This window comes from Kitasatospora mediocidica KCTC 9733 (assembly GCF_000744225.1).
In the GTDB taxonomy this organism is placed as follows: domain Bacteria; phylum Actinomycetota; class Actinomycetes; order Streptomycetales; family Streptomycetaceae; genus Kitasatospora; species Kitasatospora mediocidica.
Window position 1 is genome coordinate 864,191 of sequence record NZ_JQLN01000004.1, and the last position, 17,283, is coordinate 881,473.

19 protein-coding genes and 1 pseudogene are annotated in these 17,283 nt (G+C 73.2%); 9 read left to right on the forward strand and 11 right to left on the reverse strand.

From position 1 onward, the window contains the following. Window positions 1-33: 33 nt before the first annotated feature. The 4 genes from BS80_RS11470 to BS80_RS11485 all read right to left on the reverse strand — a co-directional run bounded on the left by BS80_RS11470 (window position 34) and on the right by BS80_RS11485 (window position 2,273). On the reverse strand, window positions 34-264 hold the full coding sequence (locus BS80_RS11470) for a hypothetical protein (protein ID WP_035796138.1): 231 nt from the start codon (window positions 262-264) through the stop codon (window positions 34-36). 43 nt (window positions 265-307) lie between these two features. Then, window positions 308-730 (reverse strand): YjbQ family protein, encoded by a 423-nt coding sequence (locus BS80_RS11475; protein WP_035796141.1) that lies wholly within the window; start codon window positions 728-730, stop codon window positions 308-310. A 121-nt stretch (window positions 731-851) separates the two neighbouring features. Further along, the gene (locus tag BS80_RS11480) at window positions 852-1,118 is read right to left on the reverse strand and encodes a hypothetical protein (protein ID WP_035796144.1); all 267 of its coding nucleotides are present in this window, start codon (window positions 1,116-1,118) and stop codon (window positions 852-854) included. Window positions 1,119-1,367: 249 nt separating this feature from the next. Then, window positions 1,368-2,273, reverse strand: a complete 906-nt coding sequence (locus BS80_RS11485) for a hypothetical protein (protein ID WP_035796147.1) — start codon at window positions 2,271-2,273, stop codon at window positions 1,368-1,370. 517 nt (window positions 2,274-2,790) lie between these two features. Between BS80_RS11485 and BS80_RS11490 the strand changes: the two genes are divergently transcribed. After that, the gene (locus BS80_RS11490; RefSeq protein ID WP_198045490.1) at window positions 2,791-3,849 is read left to right on the forward strand and encodes a glycosyltransferase family 2 protein; all 1,059 of its coding nucleotides are present in this window, start codon (window positions 2,791-2,793) and stop codon (window positions 3,847-3,849) included. 2 nt (window positions 3,850-3,851) lie between these two features. On the opposite strand, the pseudogene BS80_RS11495 reads toward BS80_RS11490, so the two are convergent. Beyond that, window positions 3,852-4,118, reverse strand: a pseudogene (locus BS80_RS11495) (cation:proton antiporter domain-containing protein); the annotation flags it as partial. Between the two features lie 224 nt (window positions 4,119-4,342). Here BS80_RS11495 and BS80_RS11500 point away from each other — a divergent pair. The 3 genes from BS80_RS11500 to BS80_RS40645 all read left to right on the forward strand — a co-directional run bounded on the left by BS80_RS11500 (window position 4,343) and on the right by BS80_RS40645 (window position 6,059). Next, on the forward strand, window positions 4,343-5,011 hold the full coding sequence (locus BS80_RS11500; protein WP_035796152.1) for a lysophospholipid acyltransferase family protein: 669 nt from the start codon (window positions 4,343-4,345) through the stop codon (window positions 5,009-5,011). A 125-nt stretch (window positions 5,012-5,136) separates the two neighbouring features. Beyond that, window positions 5,137-5,574 carry a hypothetical protein gene (locus BS80_RS40640; protein WP_035796153.1) on the forward strand — a complete coding sequence of 146 codons (438 nt, stop codon included), beginning with the start codon at window positions 5,137-5,139 and terminating at the stop codon, window positions 5,572-5,574. 101 nt (window positions 5,575-5,675) lie between these two features. Then, a complete protein-coding gene (locus BS80_RS40645) occupies window positions 5,676-6,059 on the forward strand; it encodes a hypothetical protein (RefSeq protein ID WP_198045491.1) in 384 nt (127 codons plus the stop codon). On the opposite strand, the gene BS80_RS11515 is transcribed toward BS80_RS40645, so the two are convergent. The 5 genes from BS80_RS11515 to BS80_RS11535 all read right to left on the reverse strand — a co-directional run bounded on the left by BS80_RS11515 (window position 6,052) and on the right by BS80_RS11535 (window position 12,336). Further along, window positions 6,052-7,884 carry an ABC transporter ATP-binding protein gene (locus BS80_RS11515; protein ID WP_035796157.1) on the reverse strand — a complete coding sequence of 611 codons (1,833 nt, stop codon included), beginning with the start codon at window positions 7,882-7,884 and terminating at the stop codon, window positions 6,052-6,054. The two genes, BS80_RS40645 and BS80_RS11515, sit on opposite strands and share 8 nt — an antisense overlap. 123 nt (window positions 7,885-8,007) lie before the next feature. Continuing rightward, window positions 8,008-8,781, reverse strand: coding sequence for an SDR family NAD(P)-dependent oxidoreductase (locus tag BS80_RS11520; RefSeq protein ID WP_035796158.1), 774 nt, complete (start codon window positions 8,779-8,781; stop codon window positions 8,008-8,010). Next, on the reverse strand, window positions 8,778-9,716 hold the full coding sequence (locus BS80_RS11525; protein WP_051966478.1) for an SDR family oxidoreductase: 939 nt from the start codon (window positions 9,714-9,716) through the stop codon (window positions 8,778-8,780). The genes BS80_RS11520 and BS80_RS11525 overlap by 4 nt, the downstream gene beginning before the upstream one ends. Then, window positions 9,713-10,675, reverse strand: coding sequence for an alpha/beta fold hydrolase (locus tag BS80_RS11530; protein WP_035796160.1), 963 nt, complete (start codon window positions 10,673-10,675; stop codon window positions 9,713-9,715). The genes BS80_RS11525 and BS80_RS11530 overlap by 4 nt, the downstream gene beginning before the upstream one ends. Continuing rightward, window positions 10,672-12,336 (reverse strand): flavin-containing monooxygenase, encoded by a 1,665-nt coding sequence (locus tag BS80_RS11535; protein ID WP_083974532.1) that lies wholly within the window; start codon window positions 12,334-12,336, stop codon window positions 10,672-10,674. The genes BS80_RS11530 and BS80_RS11535 overlap by 4 nt, the downstream gene beginning before the upstream one ends. Window positions 12,337-12,493: 157 nt before the next feature. On the opposite strand from BS80_RS11535, the gene BS80_RS11540 reads away from it, so the two are divergent. Then, window positions 12,494-13,252, forward strand: a complete 759-nt coding sequence (locus tag BS80_RS11540) for a MerR family transcriptional regulator (RefSeq protein WP_232246439.1) — start codon at window positions 12,494-12,496, stop codon at window positions 13,250-13,252. A gap of 11 nt (window positions 13,253-13,263) precedes the next feature. Here the strand turns inward: BS80_RS11540 and BS80_RS11545 are convergent, their stop codons facing one another. Further along, a complete protein-coding gene (locus tag BS80_RS11545; RefSeq protein ID WP_035796163.1) occupies window positions 13,264-14,223 on the reverse strand; it encodes an alpha/beta hydrolase family protein in 960 nt (319 codons plus the stop codon). 115 nt (window positions 14,224-14,338) lie between these two features. Between BS80_RS11545 and BS80_RS11550 the strand changes: the two genes are divergently transcribed. The 4 genes from BS80_RS11550 to BS80_RS11565 all read left to right on the forward strand — a co-directional run bounded on the left by BS80_RS11550 (window position 14,339) and on the right by BS80_RS11565 (window position 17,128). Beyond that, a complete protein-coding gene (locus BS80_RS11550) occupies window positions 14,339-14,935 on the forward strand; it encodes a TetR/AcrR family transcriptional regulator (RefSeq protein ID WP_035796164.1) in 597 nt (198 codons plus the stop codon). A 111-nt stretch (window positions 14,936-15,046) separates the two neighbouring features. Then, window positions 15,047-15,403 carry a YidH family protein gene (locus tag BS80_RS11555; protein ID WP_232246440.1) on the forward strand — a complete coding sequence of 119 codons (357 nt, stop codon included), beginning with the start codon at window positions 15,047-15,049 and terminating at the stop codon, window positions 15,401-15,403. Continuing rightward, complete coding sequence (locus BS80_RS41815; RefSeq protein ID WP_035796168.1) at window positions 15,400-15,777, forward strand: DUF202 domain-containing protein; 378 nt, start codon at window positions 15,400-15,402, stop codon at window positions 15,775-15,777. The genes BS80_RS11555 and BS80_RS41815 overlap by 4 nt, the downstream gene beginning before the upstream one ends. Window positions 15,778-15,901: 124 nt before the next feature. Further along, window positions 15,902-17,128 carry an MFS transporter gene (locus BS80_RS11565; RefSeq protein ID WP_051966479.1) on the forward strand — a complete coding sequence of 409 codons (1,227 nt, stop codon included), beginning with the start codon at window positions 15,902-15,904 and terminating at the stop codon, window positions 17,126-17,128. Window positions 17,129-17,283: the final 155 nt, after the last annotated feature.

The window sequence follows — 17,283 nt, forward strand, 5'->3', positions numbered from 1 at the left end:
ACGGGCAGGACCGGCAGGACCGGCAGGACGGTGTCAGCCGGCGCAGGCGATCCGCTGGGCCTGCTGCCAGGCGCAGACCGGGCAGAGCGTGCTGCCCGCCCGGTCGGCCGGGAACTCGGTCGGCTCGCCGCACAGCACGCAGTCGGCGCGCGGGCCCGTCCCGTCCACGGCGGGGGTGAGCGCGGCCAGCGCGCCCGGGCTGCCCGGCCCGTCCGACCCGTCCGCCCCGGGCACGGCGCAGTACGTCCTCGTCTCGTCCGTCATGCCGCCTTCCTACCCGCTCCCGGCGGGCCGGGGCAAGCGCGTCTCAGCCCAGGAAGGAGAGCCGCACGGTGCGCCGCGGGTTGTCCCGGTTCGTGTCGATCAGCACCACCGACTGCCAGACGCCGAGCGCCGGGCGCCCGCCGATCACCGGCAGCGTCGCGTGCGGGGCCACCAGGCCGGGCAGTACGTGGTCGCGGCCATGGCCCGGGCTGCCGTGCCGGTGGCGCCAGCGGTCGTCGGCGGGCAGCAGGTCGCGCAGCACCGCGAGCAGGTCGTCGTCGCTGCCCGCGCCGGTCTCCAGGATCGCGACACCGGCGGTGGCATGCGGGACGAAGACGTTGAGCAGACCGTCCCGGCCGGACGCTATGTCGTCCAGGAAGGCCGTGCAGCGGTCGGTGATGTCCAGGGCGACTTCCTGGTCGCCGGTGATGATCTCGAAGGTCTGGGAGTGGAAGGTCTCGGCCATGGCCCCCATCCTGACCCATCCCGGCGAAGCGGCGGTGAAGAATCCGCGCACATATCCGGGGCGTCCGGGAACGCAAAAGTCCCGGTGGGCGGTTTCCTGCCCACCGGGTCCGCGGCCGACGCTATCCGCGGCTGCCGAAGAGACTGCGCTTCAGCCGCCGCAGCGGGGCCAGCAGCAGCACCCGCGCCGTACGACGCGGAGCAGCCGGGGTGCTCACGCCACGCGGCGTCAGCTCCCTTATCAGGCCGAGCGCCTCGGCGGTGTCGACCACCGAGAGCGCGGGCGCGCCGAGCACGGCCAGGTGCCGGTCGATCCGCCGACCGGTCGCCCCGACGCCGCACTGAATCGCCGGCACTCGGGGCCTGTTCCGCACTTGCATGTGTTCCATGAGATTCCCACCCCTACGAGGCGCCAGGGCCGTGAGGCGAAGACTATCCGTGAGGGACGGTCTTCGCGCAACCGTCCTGGTGTTCTGCCACCGTATCGTGTGATGACAACTCACGTGTCACCAGGGACGCGTGGCATCGGTCACGACTGCGCATCGATGGGGCGGGATCCTGGACACCGGCCGATTCCCGTCCCCGCCGCAGTCTCTGACCAGGCATCGGACCCCGACCGGCGCACAGCTGACAGCGAATCAGGCCGGGCGCACCACGGGGGCGGACGGAGGTGCGGGGGTGATCTCCGGCGGATCGAGCAGGGCAGAGATCCCGACGCCCGAGAGTCCGAGCCCGAGCAGCGAGCAGAGCACCAGCACCACCAGCCACGCTCCCGGCGAGGCCCAGTGGACCCGGTCGGCATAGCGCACCAGCCCGAGCAGCCCGAAGCCGCCGGTGCAGACCAGGGCGGCCATGCCGCCGCGCACCCGGCGCAGCTCGGCCTCCTGGCGGCTCAGCAGCAGGGCGACCCCGAAGACCAGGCACCAGGCCCCGATCACCCGGACGTCGAGCTGTCCGGCCTGCCACGGCCAGCGGCGGGCGGCCGGGGCCGGGTCGACGTAGAGCACGGCCCCGGCCAGGGCGAGTGCCGTCCCGTTGACGGCCATCGGCGCGGAGACCCACCAGGGCAGCCGCGGCGGGCGCGGCGGCAGCGCGCCGCGGATCCGCCACTGCGCCCCCAGCCCCACCAGTCCGACGAGGGGGGCCAGCAGATGGACGCCCAGCCAGATCCAGGCGCTGAGGAAGCCCACCAGGGCACCGCCGCGCAGGTGCATCTCACCGCGTCCCAGCAGCAGCGCGCCCAGCATCAACAGCATGAACAGGGAGCTGGCGAAGACCGCCACCCGCACCTTGACCCAGCTGTCCGTGCAGGCCGCCAGCGCCAGCATCGCGCAGCTGCCACCGTAGGCGGCGCCCAGCAGGGTGGCGGTGACCGGGGACATCCGCCAGGCGAAGAAGCCGTCGGTGTGCGAGCTGAGCAGCGTCAGGGAGAGGAAGACGTAGCCGGCCGCCAGGGCCAGCGGGACCAGCACGACGGCCTTGAGGATCCGGCTGACCGGGCGGTGCGGCAGCGGGGAGGAGAGGAGTGGGGGCTGCGCGGACATGGGCGCTCCCGGGGGGAGAGGTACGGGCGGCGGAGAGGTGGGGGAGCCGAACCGCTGGATACTGCAGCGCGCTATGAGACTGCGCGTCAATATAGGAGGTCTGCGGAACCCCGGCAATGCCCCTGACAGGCTGAAGAGAAATATTCGGAAACCGAACACACACGGGGGATTGACGCGGCCGTTACGTCCAAGCAATATCTGTTTGAGCAGGAAGTAGGGCTCTGCGGTCCTTACAGTCATTCGACTGATGAACGCATGAACGCGCCTCCTGTTTCTCCTTCCGCCACCCCTGAGCCACTGTTCGGTCACCTCAACGCTGCGGTGACCCGGCTCGACCAAGGTGGACGGACCGGCGGTCGGCCGCCGAGGGTCGGCCGGGCCGCCAACGGGCTGCCGGTGCCCCGCCGCACAGGCGGTGGCACCGGCGGTCGCCAGTGCCGCGTCAGGCAGCCCGCGCCCCGGCACTAGAGTGGGCCGTCCCACCGCCACCCGGCCCCACCGTGGAGACAGGAACAGCGTGCGCCCCCTCCTCAGCATCGTGTTGCCCGTCCACGGCGTGGAGCGCTTCCTGCCGCTCTGCCTGGACTCCGTCCTCGGCGGCCGGCCGGGTCAGGACGCCGAGGCGGCCGCGGAGATCGAGGTGATCGCGGTAGACGACCTCTCCCCCGACGGCTGCGGCAAGATCCTGGACGACTACGCGGCCCGAGACCCCCGTCTGCGCGTCCTGCACCTGACCGAGAACCAGGGCCTGGGCGGCGCCCGGGCGGCCGCCCTGCCCGAGGCGCACGGCGAGTACATCTGGTTCGTCGACAGCGACGACTGGCTCCCCGACGGCACGCTCGACGCCGTCCTGGCCGAGCTGCGCGCCGAGCGGGCGAGCGAGCAGCCGGTCGACGTCCTGCTGACCGGCTTCACCCACGTCTACCCGGACGGGAGCAGCGAGCCCAACCCCTGGCGGCACGTGCTGGCCGGTTCGCCGCTGGAGGCCGGCTGCACGCTCGCCGAGCACCGGGCGCTGCTGCAGAGCGTGATGTCGGTCTGGAACAAGATCTTCCGCCGGGAGTACCTGGACAGCCTGGACGTCGCCTTCGGACGCGGCTACTACGAGGACATCTCGGTCACCTACCCGGCCCTGCTCGCCGCCGGACGGCTGCGCTATCTCGACCGCCCCTGCTACAACTACCGCCGCGGCCGCCCCGGCGCGATCACCGCGACCTCCTCCCCCAGGCACGCCGACGCCTTCGCCCAGTACGACGCCATCTTCGCCTTCCTGGACCGGCGCCCCAGCGAGCTGAGCCCGCTGGTCTTCGAGCGCACCGTCAAGCAGGCACTGACCGTCTACGACTCCCCCGGGCTCGTCCCCGCCGAGTTGCGCAAGGACTTCTTCCACCGGATCGCCGCGCACTTCGCCCGGCACCGCCCCGAGGGCTACCGCTTCCCCGGCGGCGTCACCGGCCTGCGTTACCGGCTGGCCGCGCGCGACGCCCGGTTCGCCTACGACGAGCTGCGCCGCACCGGGCGGCTGCCGCGCACGCTGAAGACCTCCCTCGCGCGCGGCCTGCGCCGCAGTGCCTGAGGCCCCAGCGCCGGCACCGTGACGGGCCGCCAGACCGCCTTCAGCTCGCGCCAGGAGATGTCCTCCGCGGAGGCATAGAGCAGCGGCGGCAGCACGGCCACGCTGATCACCTCCGGTGGCACGGTGATCCGCGGGACGAACGGGAGCAGCCCGGCCAGCACACCGGCGACCACCAGCAGGGACGGCGCGGGAATGCTCCAGTGCCGGGCCCCGGTGGCCACGGCGGTGGCCAGGATGACCAGCAACAGCACTGTTGTGACACCGCTCACGCCGGCAACGCCTCCCCTGGGGATCGAGCCCCCGGGGTGGCTCGACGCGCCTATTGTATGAACCGTCGGCGCGTCACTTCGGGCTTTTGCCTGGTCATCCGGTGCCCACCGGATGGGGGCCGACGACAGCGGACTCAACGAATGTCGTACTGTGCGGTCGGGCAGCGCCCCGGCACGGCGCCGCGACGAGCCGATCCACGCAGGCCGGTGCCCGGGGAGGGACCATGATCAATCTCATCACCAAGCTCGCGATCAAGCCGCTCGCGAAGGCCCTCTACCGGCCCGTCATCGAGGGCCTGGAGAACGTGCCGCGCAAGGGTGGGGTGATCCTGGCCAGCAACCACCTGTCCTTCATCGACAGCGTGGTGATCCCGCTGACCGCGCCGCGCCCGGTCCGCTTCCTGGCCAAGGCCGAGTACTGGCAGGGCGAGGGCATGCGCGGCCGGCTCTCCAAGGCGTTCTTCGACGCGATCAACGCCGTCCCCGTCGAGCGCGGCACCGTCCACCTCGCCCAGGCCGCCCTGGACGCCGCGCTGGAGGTCCTGGAGGGCGGCGAGGCCTTCGGCATCTACCCCGAGGGCACCCGCTCCCGCGACGGCCGCCTCTACCGCGGCAAGACCGGCGTGGCCTGGCTGGCGATGACCGCCGGCGTCCCGGTCGTCCCGGTCGCCCTGGAGGGCACCGAACACCTCCAACCGGTCGGCTCCCGCATCCCCCGCCTGGCCCGCGTCACCGTCCGCTTCGGCGAGCCCCTGGACTTCACCGAGTACCACGGCCGGCAACGCTCCGCCAAGGCCCGCCGCGAGGTCACCGACGAGGTCATGCGCGCCGTCCACGCCCTGTCCGGCCAGGAACTCGCCGAGGTCTACAACGAACTCCCCAAAGCCGCCTGAGAATGCCGGCCGGGTCCAGTCATCGAGCCGCTGACCCTTTTCCACCGAAGAACATGTCACGCAGCACCGGTGGTCGCCGACCGATGGTGGATTGGCTCCTGGCGTGGTGCATCGGGTTCCCGTCCATGCTGGGTATCGGTGTCGTGCGAGGAGCCGCATCGAGCGTCGTCCAGGGCGGCGGGGGGATCGCCGGGCTGGTGTTCCTGATCGCGCTCGGCGTCGGATGCGCGCTACAGGGGGCTGCCTTCGCCTCGATGTGGGCCCTGGTGCGGCGGCGCCGCGCAGCAGGGAAGGGCAGCGGCCTCGCCGCGCTGCGGGTGCTCGTCCTGGGCGGGGCGGGCGTGGTGGCGCTGAACCTGGTGCTGGTCTCGGGCCCCTATCTGCTGCCCTTCGGTCCCGTCTCGACCGTGCTGCTGTGCCTGCCGTACCCGCTGGCCTTCGCCCTGCTGGAGGTGCGAGGCCGGGCGGTGGCCGCCGGGATCGGGGCCGCGGTGCTGCTGCTGGCTGCGGGAACGGTGCCGCTGCACGCCCTACAGGAACGCTGGCCGCCCGTGCCTGGCTGAGTGATCATCCCGGGCTGGACCACACGCTCCTTCAGGCGGTCGACTGGCCCGGTGGCGAGCAGTCCGCCTTCACCACAGGCCCCTACGGCGTACGCACCACCGTGTTCTTCCAGGACACCACCATGGACGGCAACGACGACGGCGTCGTCTCCGTCGCCCCGGCCACGGCCAATCCCTGCAAGCTCGCGGCGACAGTGGCGACCGGGCACAACACGCCCGACAACGACCCGACCCCCGTCGGCTCCGTCGTGCTCCTGCCCGTCACCTCCTGCACCCCCGACGGGAAGGACGCCTGGAGGCTGATCGGCAACGACTTCACCGGCTACGCCGTGCGCAGCCATGGCGTCCTCGCCACCGTCTGCGTCGACTCCGCCCGCACCCATGACGATCTGTCCGCCGTCGCCCGCACCCTCCACCCGCTGGACGACCACTCGTTGTGGCCGCATCTCTCCCTCGGCTGGAGTGCCACCTGGCTGGCTATGTGAGAACAGGGTCGACCCGACCCGGCTCGTCTTCCGGGGCCTCACGGCGCAGGAGGGCGGCGTAGCGGCCGTCCCGGGCGAGAAGCTCCTCGTGGGTGCCCTGTTCGGCGATGTGGCCGTGGTCGAGGACGACGATGCGGTCGGCCTGGCGGACGGTGGAGAGGCGGTGCGCGATGGTGATCGTGGTGCGTCCCACCGCCAGGGCGTCGATGGCCTGTTGGACCGCGCGCTCGGTGCGGTTGTCCAGGGCGCTGGTGGCCTCGTCCAGGATCAGGACCGGCGGGTTGCGCAGGATGGTGCGGGCGATCGCCAGGCGCTGCTTCTCGCCGCCGGAGAACCGGTAGCCGCGCTCGCCGACCAGGGTCTGGTAGCCGTCGGGCAGGCCCGCGATGTGGTCGTGGATCTGGGCCGCGCGGGCCGCCTCGACCAACTCGGCGTCGGTGGCGTCGGGTTTGGCGAACCGCAGGTTGTCGGCGACCGAGGCGTGGAAGAGGTAGGTCTCCTGGGAGACCACGCCGACCGCGCGGGAGAGCGTCTCGAAGGCGAGGTCGCGCACGTCGGTGCCGTCGATGGTCACCCGGCCGCCGGTCACGTCGTAGAGCCGGGGCACCAGGTAGCTGAGCGTGGTCTTGCCCGAGCCGGTCTCGCCGACCACCGCGAGCGAACCGCCGGGCGGGACGGTGAGGTCGATCCCGGCCAGCGTACCGGTGGGGTGCTGGGCGTCGTAGCCGAAGTCGACCTGCTCGAACCGGACTTCGCCGCGGACCTGCAGCAGGTGGACGGGCTCGGCGGGCTCGGCGATCTCCACCGGCAGGTCCAGGTACTCGAAGATCCGCTGGAACAGCGCGAGCGAGGTCTGCACGTCGACGCCGGTGGCCAGCAGGCTGACCGCCGGGCGGAACAGCGCCTGCTGGAGGGTGACGAAGGCGACCAGGGTGCCGATCGAGACGATCGGCGCGCCGTGCGCGGAGGTCAGACCGGCCGCCAGGTAGATCACCGCCGGCATCGCGGCCAGCACGATCTGGATGACGTTCATCCGCCAGCGCCCGGCCATGCTGGAGCGCACCTCCAGGCCGGCCAGTTCGTCCGACTGCTCGGTGAACTCCCGTGCCAGCGAGTCCGATCGGCCCATCGTACGGCCCAGCAGGATGCCGCTGACGGACAGCGACTCCTGGACGGCCGAGGACATCAGCGCCAGCTGCTTCTGGCGCTGCGAGGTGATCTTCTTGCGCTCGCTGCCGACCCGGCGGCTGATCCAGGCGAAGAGCGGGAGCAGCAGCAGCGAGACGACGGTCAGCCGCCAGTCCAGCGCGACCATCGCCACGACCGTGGCCACCACGCTGGTCAGGTTGGACACCAGGGAGGTCGCGGTGGAGGTGACGGTGGACTGCATGCCGCCGATGTCGTTGGCGATCCTGGACTGCACCTCGCCGGTGCGGGTGCGGGTGAAGAAGGCCAGCGACATCCGCTGCAGGTGGGCGTAGACGGCGGTGCGCAGGTCGTGCATGACACGCTGGCCGACGGTGGTGGAGATCAGCGTCTGCAACACGTTGAAGACGCTGTTGATCACCCCGGTCGCCACCATGCCGAGGACCAGCAGGGCGAGCAGTCCGGTGCGGCCCTGCGGGATGGCCGTGTCGAGCACCGCCCGCAGCAGGAACGGCGACACCACCGAGACCACCGCCGAGGCTCCGACCAGCAGCCCGACGACGGCCAGCCGTCCCCGGTAGGGACGGAAGAGGGCAAGGATGCGGCGCAGCTGGGCAGGCGGCTGCGGGGAGTCGGCCGAGCGTTCGGGCGGCGTCCAGTCGACGCGGTCGGGCCTCATAGAACCTCCAGGGATGGGAAACATGAGGAGCATAGCTCATTGTTAGCGATGCTAATAATGAGCTATGCCCGTCAGGTATTCCCGCCGACCCGCGCACCGATCCGCGCGCCGGCCCGAGAGGCCTCAGTCCGTCCGGTAGGTACGCGCCGCCTTCGAGGACATCCCGCCGAGCTTGCCCGCCGGCATCAGCCGGGCCACCGCCACCACCAGCTTGTAGCGCTTGCCCGGCACCGAGAGGGTCCGGCCGTGCGCCAGGTCGCGCAGCGCCTCGTCCACCACCCGTTCGGCCGAGAGCCAGCCCCAGGCCGGGATGTTCGACGTCCCCATACCGGCCCGCTCGTGGAACTCGGTGCGGGTGAAGCCGGGGCAGAGCGCCATCAGCCGGACGCCGGTGCCGGTGAGGTCGCGCATCACGCCCTGGGTGAAGTTGACCACCCACGCCTTGGTGGCTCCGTACGTGCCGCGCGGCAGGAAGGCCGCCACCGAGGCGACGTTGACCACCCCGCCGAACCCGCGCTCGCGCATCCCGGGCAGAGCTGCCGTGGTGAGCCGCAGCACCGCCTCGACATGCACCTTGAGCATGTCGAGCTCGTCCTGCAACGGGACCGCCAGAAAGGCGCCCCGGTTGCCGAACCCGGCGTTGTTGACCAGGATGCCGACCGGTCGGGAAGCGTCCTTCAGCCGCTCCTCGACCGCGGCGATCCCGGCTTCGGTGGCGAGGTCGGCGGTGAGCACCTCCGTCTCCACCCCGAACGCCTTGCGCAGCTCTGCGGCGGAGGCCTCCAGACGTCCGGTGTCCCGGGCGACCAGGACCAGGTCGTGGCCGTCCTTCGCCAGACGGCGGGCGAAGGCGGCACCGATTCCGGCGGTGGCGCCGGTGATGAGGGCAGTTGTCATGGGGTGACGCTAGCGTCACCGGCCCGCGGAGTCCGCATGCCGCCGGAGGGGCCCGCCGAACCGTGCGCCGCGTCATCGGCCGCGCCGCCCGCACCCACCGGACGCAGCCGGCTGCTCGCGGTCGCCCGCAGCCGGGGCGCCAGCCGGGCCACCTCGCGCGCGCCCACCGAGGCGATCAGGCCGGGCAGCATCCAGCGCATCGGCTGCATGCCGCGCAGCCAGGCCTGCGCGTAGACGTGCGGCGAGCGGCGGGCGATGCCGTCCACCAGGCGTTCCACCGCCGGGCCGATCGGATAGGTGCGGTTGGCCGGCCAGGGCAGCCGGGCCCGCATCTCGCGCAGCACGTCGTCCTGGTCGGCGCCGCGCACCATGTCGGTGTCGGTCCAACTCAGGTAGCCGACACCGACCTTGACGCCCTGGTGGGCGACCTCGGCGCGCAGCGCGTGGGCGAACGACTCGACGCCGGCCTTGCTCGCGCAGTAGGCGCTCATCAGCGGCGCCGGGGTGATCGCGGCCAGCGAGGCGATCTGCAGCAGGTAGCCGCGGCTCTGCGTCAGAGCCGGAAGGAAGGCCCGGGCGGTGGCGACGCTGCCCAGGAGGTTGACCTCGATCACCCGGCTGAAGGCGGCGTGGTCGCTGTCGAGCAGCGGGCCGCCGATGGCGATGCCCGCGTTGGCGACCACGGTGTCGATCCGGCCATACCTCGCCGTGATCGCCTCGGCGGTGGCGGTCAGCGCCGCGAGGTCCGTCACGTCGGCCTCCCAGCTGGAGGCCTCCGGACCGCACAGCGCGGCGGCGGCCTTGAGTTCGGCCGGCTCCAGGCCGACCAGCGCGACCCGGGCCCCGCGCTCGGCGAGCCGACGGGCCATCAGCGCGCCCAGGCCCCGGGCGGCGCCGGTGACGACGACGACCTGGTTGTTCAGTGAAGGAGTCACGAGGCCTCGGTCCTCTCAACGGGCGGGGCGGCGACGGCGGACGAGGAGGCGGCCGTCAGGTGGGCGGCGGCCAGCCGGCGGATCTCGGCGGCGACCTCGGTCGGCCGCTCGACGGGTGCCATGTGCCCGACCCCGGGTAGCTCCAGCAACCCGGCCGGCGAGGACAGCGCGGCCAGCATCCGGTGCGCGAACACCGGCGGGGTGAGCTTGTCGGCGCTGCCGACGACGATCGCGGTGGGCGCGGCCAGCCGCGCCAGCCCGGCGTTGACGTCCAGTTCGCCGAGCACCGCCGCCCAGCGGGCCCGGACGGCCGTCGGGCAGGCGTGCACGATCCGGGCGGTGGCCTCGACCCGGTCGGCGGGCGTGGCCGGTCCCATCGTGGCGTACTTCAGTGCTGCCCTCGACGCGCCGCTGATCGGGCCCAGCGGCAGCCGGGAGCGCAGGATCTGCCGGTGCAGCGCGCGGCGCAGCCACCGGGGCCGCCAGCCGGCCGGGATCACCAACAGCTCCTCGACCAGGTCGCTCGGACCGGTGCTGACCAGCAGCGCGGCGGCCGTCCTGGCGGCCACGGCGGGCCGGTCGCCGGCCGCCATGATGGTCATGCCGCCCATGCTGTGCCCGGCCAGCACCGCCTTGCGGCCGTCCGGTACGACCGCGGCCAGGACGGCTTCCAGGTCGTCGGCCAGCGCGGTGGTGGAGTGGCCGCGCGGGGTCGGCGGGATGTCGCTGCGGCCGTGCCCGCGCTGGTCGTAGGCGACCACCCGGTGGGTGTCGGCCAGTTGGTGGACGACCGGGGCCCAGAACTCGGTGGAGCAGGTCCAGCCGTGCGCGAGCACGACGAGCGGTGCGCCCTCGGGGCCGTACTCGGCGGCGTGCAGCCGGCTGCCGTCGGCGGAGCGGACGGAGTGCTCGCGCGCGGGGGCGGGGAGCACGCAGTCGGCGGGGATGGCGGGGCTCACGCGGACACCTCCTGGGTCACGACGGCGGAATCGGCGGCGGAATCGGCGGCGGTCGCGGCGGAGGTCCCGACGGCGGTCTCCGCGGCAGTGCGCTTGATCAGGTCGTATTCGGCGAGGTCGATCCGCCGGGTGGCCCGGCGGAAGGAGCTGGTCGAACCGGGCCAGAGCACGGTGTTCTTGCCCTCGCCGTCCAGGTACCAGCTGCGGCAGCCGCCGGTGCTCCAGACGGTGCGCTCCATCTTGTGCTGGAGCCGCTGGTTCCACTGCCGCTGGGCCCGCTCGGTGGGCTGCAGGGCGGTCGCGCCGACCGACTCCAGGGTGCTCAACGCGTCTATCAGATAGTTCAGTTGGGATTCGATCATGAGGATCATCGAGCTGTTGCCGAGCCCGGTGTTGGGCCCGATGACGAAGAACAGGTTGGGGAACCCGTGCACGGTGGACCCACGCAGCGCCTCCATGCCTCCACCCCACTCCTCGGCCAGGCTGCGCCCCGAGGCGCCGAAGACCTTGGCGCCGATCGGCATGTCGGTGACGTGGAAGCCGGTGCCGAAGACGATCGCGTCGACCTCGTGCTCGCTGCCGTCGGCGGCGACCAGGGTGGAGCCGCGCACCTCCGTCAGCCCGGCGGCGACCACCTCGGCGTTGGGGGCGGCCAGCGCCGGGTAGTAGCCGTTGCTGATCAGGATGCGCTTGCAGCCGATCCGGTAGTCCGGGGTCAGCTGGGCGCGCAGCGCGGGGTCGGCGATCGAGCGGGCCAGGTGGCGCTCGGCCAGCTGCTGGACCACCCGCAGCGCGCCGGGCCGGCGGACGAAGGCGTCCACCTGGAGCTCGCGGACGGCGAAGAGCGCCGCCCGGCGCAGCGCGGTGGTGGCCGGGATGGTCCGGTGCACCCAGCGTTCGACGGCGCTGATCTCGCGGTCCACCTTGGGCAGCACCCAGGCGGGCGTGCGCTGGAAAAGCGTCAGCCGGCCGACCTCGGGCTGGATCGCGGGCACCACCTGGGCGGCCGACGCCCCGGTGCCGACGACGGCGACGCGCTTGCCCGTGAGGTCGTAGTCGTGGTCCCAGCGGGAGGTGTGGAAGACCTTTCCGGGGAAGTCGGCGAGGCCCGGCAGGTCGGGGATCTGCGGGTCGGAGAGCGGACCGCAGGCGGCGACCAGCGCGTCGGCCGTCCACTCCCCCGCCGCGCTGGTGACCCGCCAGCGGGCCTGTGCGGGCTCCCAACGGGCCTCGGTGACCTCGGCGTTGAAGCGCAGGTGCGCGCGCAGGCCGTAGGTGTCGGTGACCCGCTCCAGGTAGGCGCGGATGTCGGCCTGGCCGGAGAAGCTGCGCGGCCAGTCGGGGTTGGGGGCGAAGGAGAAGGAGTACAGGTGCGAGGGGACGTCGCAGGCGCAGCCCGGGTAGTCGTTGTCCCGCCAGGTGCCGCCGACCGAGCCGGCGCGCTCCAGGATCACGAAGTCGGTGATCCCGGCACGGCGCAGCCGCACGCCCGCGCCGATCCCGCCGAAGCCGGAGCCGATCACGGCCACGCGGACATGCGGCACCCGCGGCACGTCGGACTCGGCCGACGCGGCAGGCCCGGCCGATGCGGCCGGCTGGGCCGGGACGTCCGGCGTGCGGCCGGTGCGGGTGCGGGCACGCTTCTCGGGGCTGGCTGCCATGCGGCGGTCCTCTCTGGGCACTGCGGTGCTGACGATTGTTCCCCAGACCAATCACGCCAGTATCTACTGGCACGATTGGCAGAGTAGCCCTTGCTGACAGTTGATGGAAGAAGCCCGACCGGTCCGGTTCGGCGCGGCCCCGCCCTATGCTGGCCGCGTGGCGGAGATCGAGAGCAAAGCAGCAGGTCCGCGCGAGTTCCGCGTCGAGGAACTCGCCGCGGCCGCCGGCATCACCACCCGCACCCTGCGTTTCTACCGCGAGCGCAAACTCCTGCCGCCGCCGCGCAAGGAGGGCCGAATCGCCTGGTACGGCGAATCCCACCTGGCCCGGCTGCAGATGATCGCCGAGCTGCTGGAACGCGGCCACACCCTGGGCGGCATCACCGAGTTGATCGGCGCGGGCGAGAGCGGGCGGGACGTCGCCGAGCTGATCGGGCTGCAGGACGCGATCGTCGCCCCCTGGTCGGACGAGACCCCCGTCTCGCTGAGCTGGGACGAGCTGGCGGCGGCCTTCGGCGACCAGCTCACCGACACCGTCACCGCCGAGTCACTCGCCCAGGGCTACATCACCGTCCAGGACGACGGCGTCACCCACGTCAGCCGCCGCCTGATGGACGCCACCGTCGCGCTGGTGGCGGAGGGCGTCCCGCTCAGCGCCGTGCTGGACGCCAGCCGCAAGACCCAGGAGTACGCCGACGCGGTCGCCGAGGTCTTCGTCGCGCTGATCCGCGACCAGTTGCTCGGCGCGCTGGCCGGCGAGCAGCCGCTCCCGCCGGGCCGGGCCGCCCACCTGACGGAACAGCTCACCCGCGTCCGCCCGCTGGCCCGCACCGTGGCCGACGCCCAGTTCGCGCTGGCCATGGACCGCCGCGTGCACGCCGAGTACGACGAGGTGATCCGCCAGCGCCGGCACTGAGGCCGCCCTGCCTACTTGGACTCGACCCGTCCGAGCGGTTCGGGCCCGGCCGCCAGCGCGTCACACGCCTGCTGCCAGGCGGGATCCCCGGGGTAGAGCTCGCTGCGCAGGTAGGCCCAGCCGAGCCGCTGGACCGCGGCGACCCGCAGGGGGTTCTCGTCCGTGGTCTCGGCGACGTCGTAGCCGGAGATCCCGCCGAGTCCGTGCTCCGCGTCGAACAGCGTGAGCAGGGACTTGGGGCCCGGCGCGAGGACGTACGGATCGGCGTGCCAGTCCGCGCCGGCGACCGTCAGGTGGGCGGAGGTGTCCTTGTCGCCGGCGACCACGAGCGTGGGCGTCGTCATCGCGGAGAAGTCCGGGGTGTGCAGGAAGGCGAAGTTATCGGCCGCCCACGCGCTGAGCGCGTCCCCGCCCCGGCCGGGCGCGGCGAGCAGCACGCCCGCCCTGATCCGCGGCTCCGCCAGGTTCACCTCCGTCCCGTCCTGCGGATCGGTGAGCCGCGCGCCCAGCAGCAGGCTCGCGGTGTGGCCGCCCATCGAGTGCCCGACGACGGCGACCCTGTCGCGGTCCAGGCGCCCGAGGAGCTGCGGGACGGCGGCCTCGACCAGGTCGAGCCGGTCGAGGATGTGCGTCATGTCCTCGGCGCGCGAGCGCCAGTACAGCGGCGCTCCGGGGGTGTCGGCGTCCAGGCTCAGCGTCGTCGAGCTCAGATGGGTGGGCTGGATCACGACAAAGCCGTGCGCCGCCCAGAAGCTAGCGAGCGGGGCGTAACCGTCAAGCGAGGAGAGGTGGTTGGAGTGGCCCTGCCCGTGCGACAGGAGGATGACCGGCAGGTCGGTCCCGGCCACGGGCGCGGAGACGCGCAGTTCCAGGTCCACCGGGCGACCGGGAACCGGCAGCACGACCGGTGCGACCGAGAGGACGGGAGCGGGCCGGCCGAAGGTTCCGGCCGGGTCGGTGAGTGCACTCATGGCGAGGACGTCCCTTAGACTAGAAGCGGAGCAATGTTCCGGATTTACGATACGGAGCAGTGTTCCGCTTTGTCAACGGTCCAGGCGGCCACCCGGCCGGCGAAAGGAGAGCGTGGTGCCCTCGACAAGCCCCTCCGGGGAGGTGCCGGCCCGAACCAAGCGGGCCGACGCGGTGCGCAACCAGCAGACGCTGCTCACCGCCGCGGCCGAGGTGTTCGTCACCTCCGGCGTCGACGCACCGATCCGTGAGATCGCGGCCAGGGCGGGCGTCGGGATGGGGACGATCTACCGCCACTTCCCGACCCGGGCCGATCTCGTCGTCGCGGTCTACCGCCACCAGGTGGAGGCCTGCGCCGAGGCCGGCCCGAGCCTGCTGGCCGCCGCCGACTCCCCGTTCGCGGCGCTCCGCCAGTGGGTCGACCTCTTCGTCGACTTCCTGGTCACCAAACACGGACTCGCCAACGCCCTGCAGTCGGACAGCACCGGCTTCGAGGCGCTGCACAGCTACTTCCTCGACCGCCTGGTTCCGGTCTGCGCGCAGCTGCTCGACGCCGCGGTCGAGGCCGACGAGATCCGCCCCGGGACGGCTGCCTACGAGCTGATGCGCGGCATCGGCAACCTCTGCGTCGGACGGGACAGCGACCCGCGCTACGACCCCCGCCGCCTGGTCGACCTGCTCCTGGGGGGACTGCGGCGAGCGCAACCGTCCTGACGCCGCCCACCATGTGCCGGTCGGCCTGCGCCGCGCCGCGCCCCGCGATTCGGTTCCGCCGCGGCGCGGGCCGGTCTGCTTGACTGGCCGCATGATCCGTGGAGACGGGCGGTGACCGGCCAGGAGAGCGAGCCCGACCCGCGTTTCACCCTCGCCAACGAGCGGACCTACCTCGCCTGGAGCCGCACCGCGCTGGCCCTGGTGGCGGCGGGACTGGGGTTCACCCAGCTGCTGCCGCCCTTCCCCGGGATCGCGTGGGGGCGCCGGGCGCTCGGAGTGCCGCTGATCGTGCTCGGCGCGGTCGTCGCGGTGGTCGGCTACCTGGACTGGGCACGCACCCAGCGGGCGCTGCGGCAGGGCGCGCCGCTGCCACGCTCCCCGCTGCCACGGATTCTGGCCGCCGTGGTGGCCGTCGAGTGCGCGTTCGCGGCGGCCCTGGTGGTCTTCTCCAGGAGTTCCGGCGGGTGAGCGGCCCGCCCCTCGACGTCGAACCCGGGTCCGCGCAGGGGCGCACCGACCTGGCCTGGACCCGGACCTGCGTCACCTTCGCGGCCGTCAGCGCGGGTGTGCTGAGGATCGACCCGCCGGCCGGCCTGCCGCTGGTCGTCGTGACGGCAGCGGTCTGGGCGGTGGGGACGTGTCGTAGCGTCCCGCACGGGCGGCCGCGCGCGCTGGGGTTCATCGCTCTGACCGTCCTGCTGACCGCGCTGGTCGCCCTCGGCGTCGCGCTGTCCGCGGCGGGCGCGCCGCACCGGCCGGGCGTGGGTCACCCGTCGAGCACGGGTCACCCGTCGAGCGCGGCCACCGGCAGCGGACCGACTGCGGGCGGCGGGATTGGATGATCCGACCATGGCTGGGCCATCCGACTGGCTCATAGGGTCGGGACTCACCCGCGGGCTGACGCTCTGTCGGGGTCGGTGTGGGGGAGGCGGGCGCCCCGACCCGGCCCCTGGAGGACGAGCGGGCATGAGTGCGGCGGAGAAGTTCCGGGACACCCGGGAGTTGACGGGTGGTCGGGTGCTGGTGTGGTCGCTGCTCGGGCGGCTCCCGGCGGCGATGTGCCCGATCGGCACCCTGCTGCTGGTCAGTCAGAACTCCGGCAGCGTCTGGCAGGGAGCCGCGGCGGCCGGTGCGCTGGCCCTGGGCCAAGCCGGCGGCGGGCCGCTGGTGGGACGGCTGGCCGACCGGCGCGGGCAGCGCCCGGTGGGGCTGGTCGCCGCCGTGGTCAACACGCTCGCGATCCTCGCGCTGGTGGCCGCCTCCGAGAGCGGTGCGCCGCTCGGCTGGCAGCTGGCGCCGGCCGTCCTGGTCGGACTCTCCGTCCCGCTGGTGGGGCCGCTCTCCCGCAGCCGCTGGCTCTGGCTGGCCCGCGGACGGCCCGACCGGCGGGCCTCGGCGCTCTGGCTGGACGGCCTGGTCGACGAGATCAGCTTCACCAGCGGCCCGGCGCTGGTCGGCGTGCTGGCCACGCTGGCCGGTCCGGGCGCCGGGATGCTGCTGGCGGCGGCCCTGGTCGGCGGCGGCGCGACGCTCTTCGCCCTGCACCCCTCGGCGCCGCCCGGCACCGGCGCGGGTCCGCGCACACCCGCCGGGCGGCTGCTGACCCTCCCGTACGGGCTGCTGCTGGCGGGCATGGCCCTGCTCGGGACGGTCTTCGGCTCACTCCAGGTCGGCGTCACCGCGACCACCGCGCAGCTGGGCCACCCCGGCGCGGCCGGGCTGCTCTACGGACTGGTGGGCCTGACCAGCTCCTTCGCGGGCGTCGCGATGGCGGCCCTGCCGGCCCGCTGGGACCTGCCCGGACGCCTGCGGGCCGGCACCGGCCTGCTCTTCGCCGCGTCGGTGTTGGCGCCGCTGACCGGCACCAGCCTGGGCGGACTGGCGCTGGCGGTGGGGTGCGTGGGGCTCGCGATCGCGCCGCAGATGATCACGATGTTCGGCCTGGTCGAGCGGACCGTCCCGGGGATGCGGCTCGGCGAGGCGATGGCCGGACTGGTCAGCAGCATCACGCTCGCGCAGTCGGCGGGCACGGTGGCCGGCGGCTGGGCGGTGGACGCCTACGGCCCGCGCGCGCCGTTCGCCCTCACCTGCGCCGCCGCGGCGGCCGCCCTGCTGCTCGCCGCCTGCACGGCCACCGGCCGGCGCTACCGCCGGCCGGCCGACTCCCCCGTCGCCGAACGGGTCCCGGCCTGAGCGCCTGAGCTCCTCGGTACCTCCGTGCCTGGACCCGCCCCGAGGGGTTCGCTCCGGCCCCGCGCGACGGGCCGGGACGGCGTGGGGGCCCACGCCGTCCAGCCGGTGGTCGCCGCAGGTCGCGGATACCCGGGCGTGCGAGAGTGGTAGCAGCG

Coding starts and splice junctions, on each gene's coding strand:
- BS80_RS11485 (WP_035796147.1), bottom strand. CDS start 2,273: ATGTCCGCGCAGCCCCCACTCCTCTCCTCCCCGCTGCCGCACCGCCCG.
- BS80_RS11535 (WP_083974532.1), bottom strand. CDS start 12,336: ATGGCAGCCAGCCCCGAGAAGCGTGCCCGCACCCGCACCGGCCGCACG.
- BS80_RS11500 (WP_035796152.1), top strand. CDS start 4,343: ATGATCAATCTCATCACCAAGCTCGCGATCAAGCCGCTCGCGAAGGCC.
- BS80_RS11565 (WP_051966479.1), top strand. CDS start 15,902: ATGAGTGCGGCGGAGAAGTTCCGGGACACCCGGGAGTTGACGGGTGGT.
- BS80_RS40640 (WP_035796153.1), top strand. CDS start 5,137: ATGCTGGGTATCGGTGTCGTGCGAGGAGCCGCATCGAGCGTCGTCCAG.
- BS80_RS11520 (WP_035796158.1), bottom strand. CDS start 8,781: ATGACAACTGCCCTCATCACCGGCGCCACCGCCGGAATCGGTGCCGCC.
- BS80_RS11470 (WP_035796138.1), bottom strand. CDS start 264: ATGACGGACGAGACGAGGACGTACTGCGCCGTGCCCGGGGCGGACGGG.
- BS80_RS11480 (WP_035796144.1), bottom strand. CDS start 1,118: ATGGAACACATGCAAGTGCGGAACAGGCCCCGAGTGCCGGCGATTCAG.
- BS80_RS11475 (WP_035796141.1), bottom strand. CDS start 730: ATGGCCGAGACCTTCCACTCCCAGACCTTCGAGATCATCACCGGCGAC.
- BS80_RS11515 (WP_035796157.1), bottom strand. CDS start 7,884: ATGAGGCCCGACCGCGTCGACTGGACGCCGCCCGAACGCTCGGCCGAC.
- BS80_RS11545 (WP_035796163.1), bottom strand. CDS start 14,223: ATGAGTGCACTCACCGACCCGGCCGGAACCTTCGGCCGGCCCGCTCCC.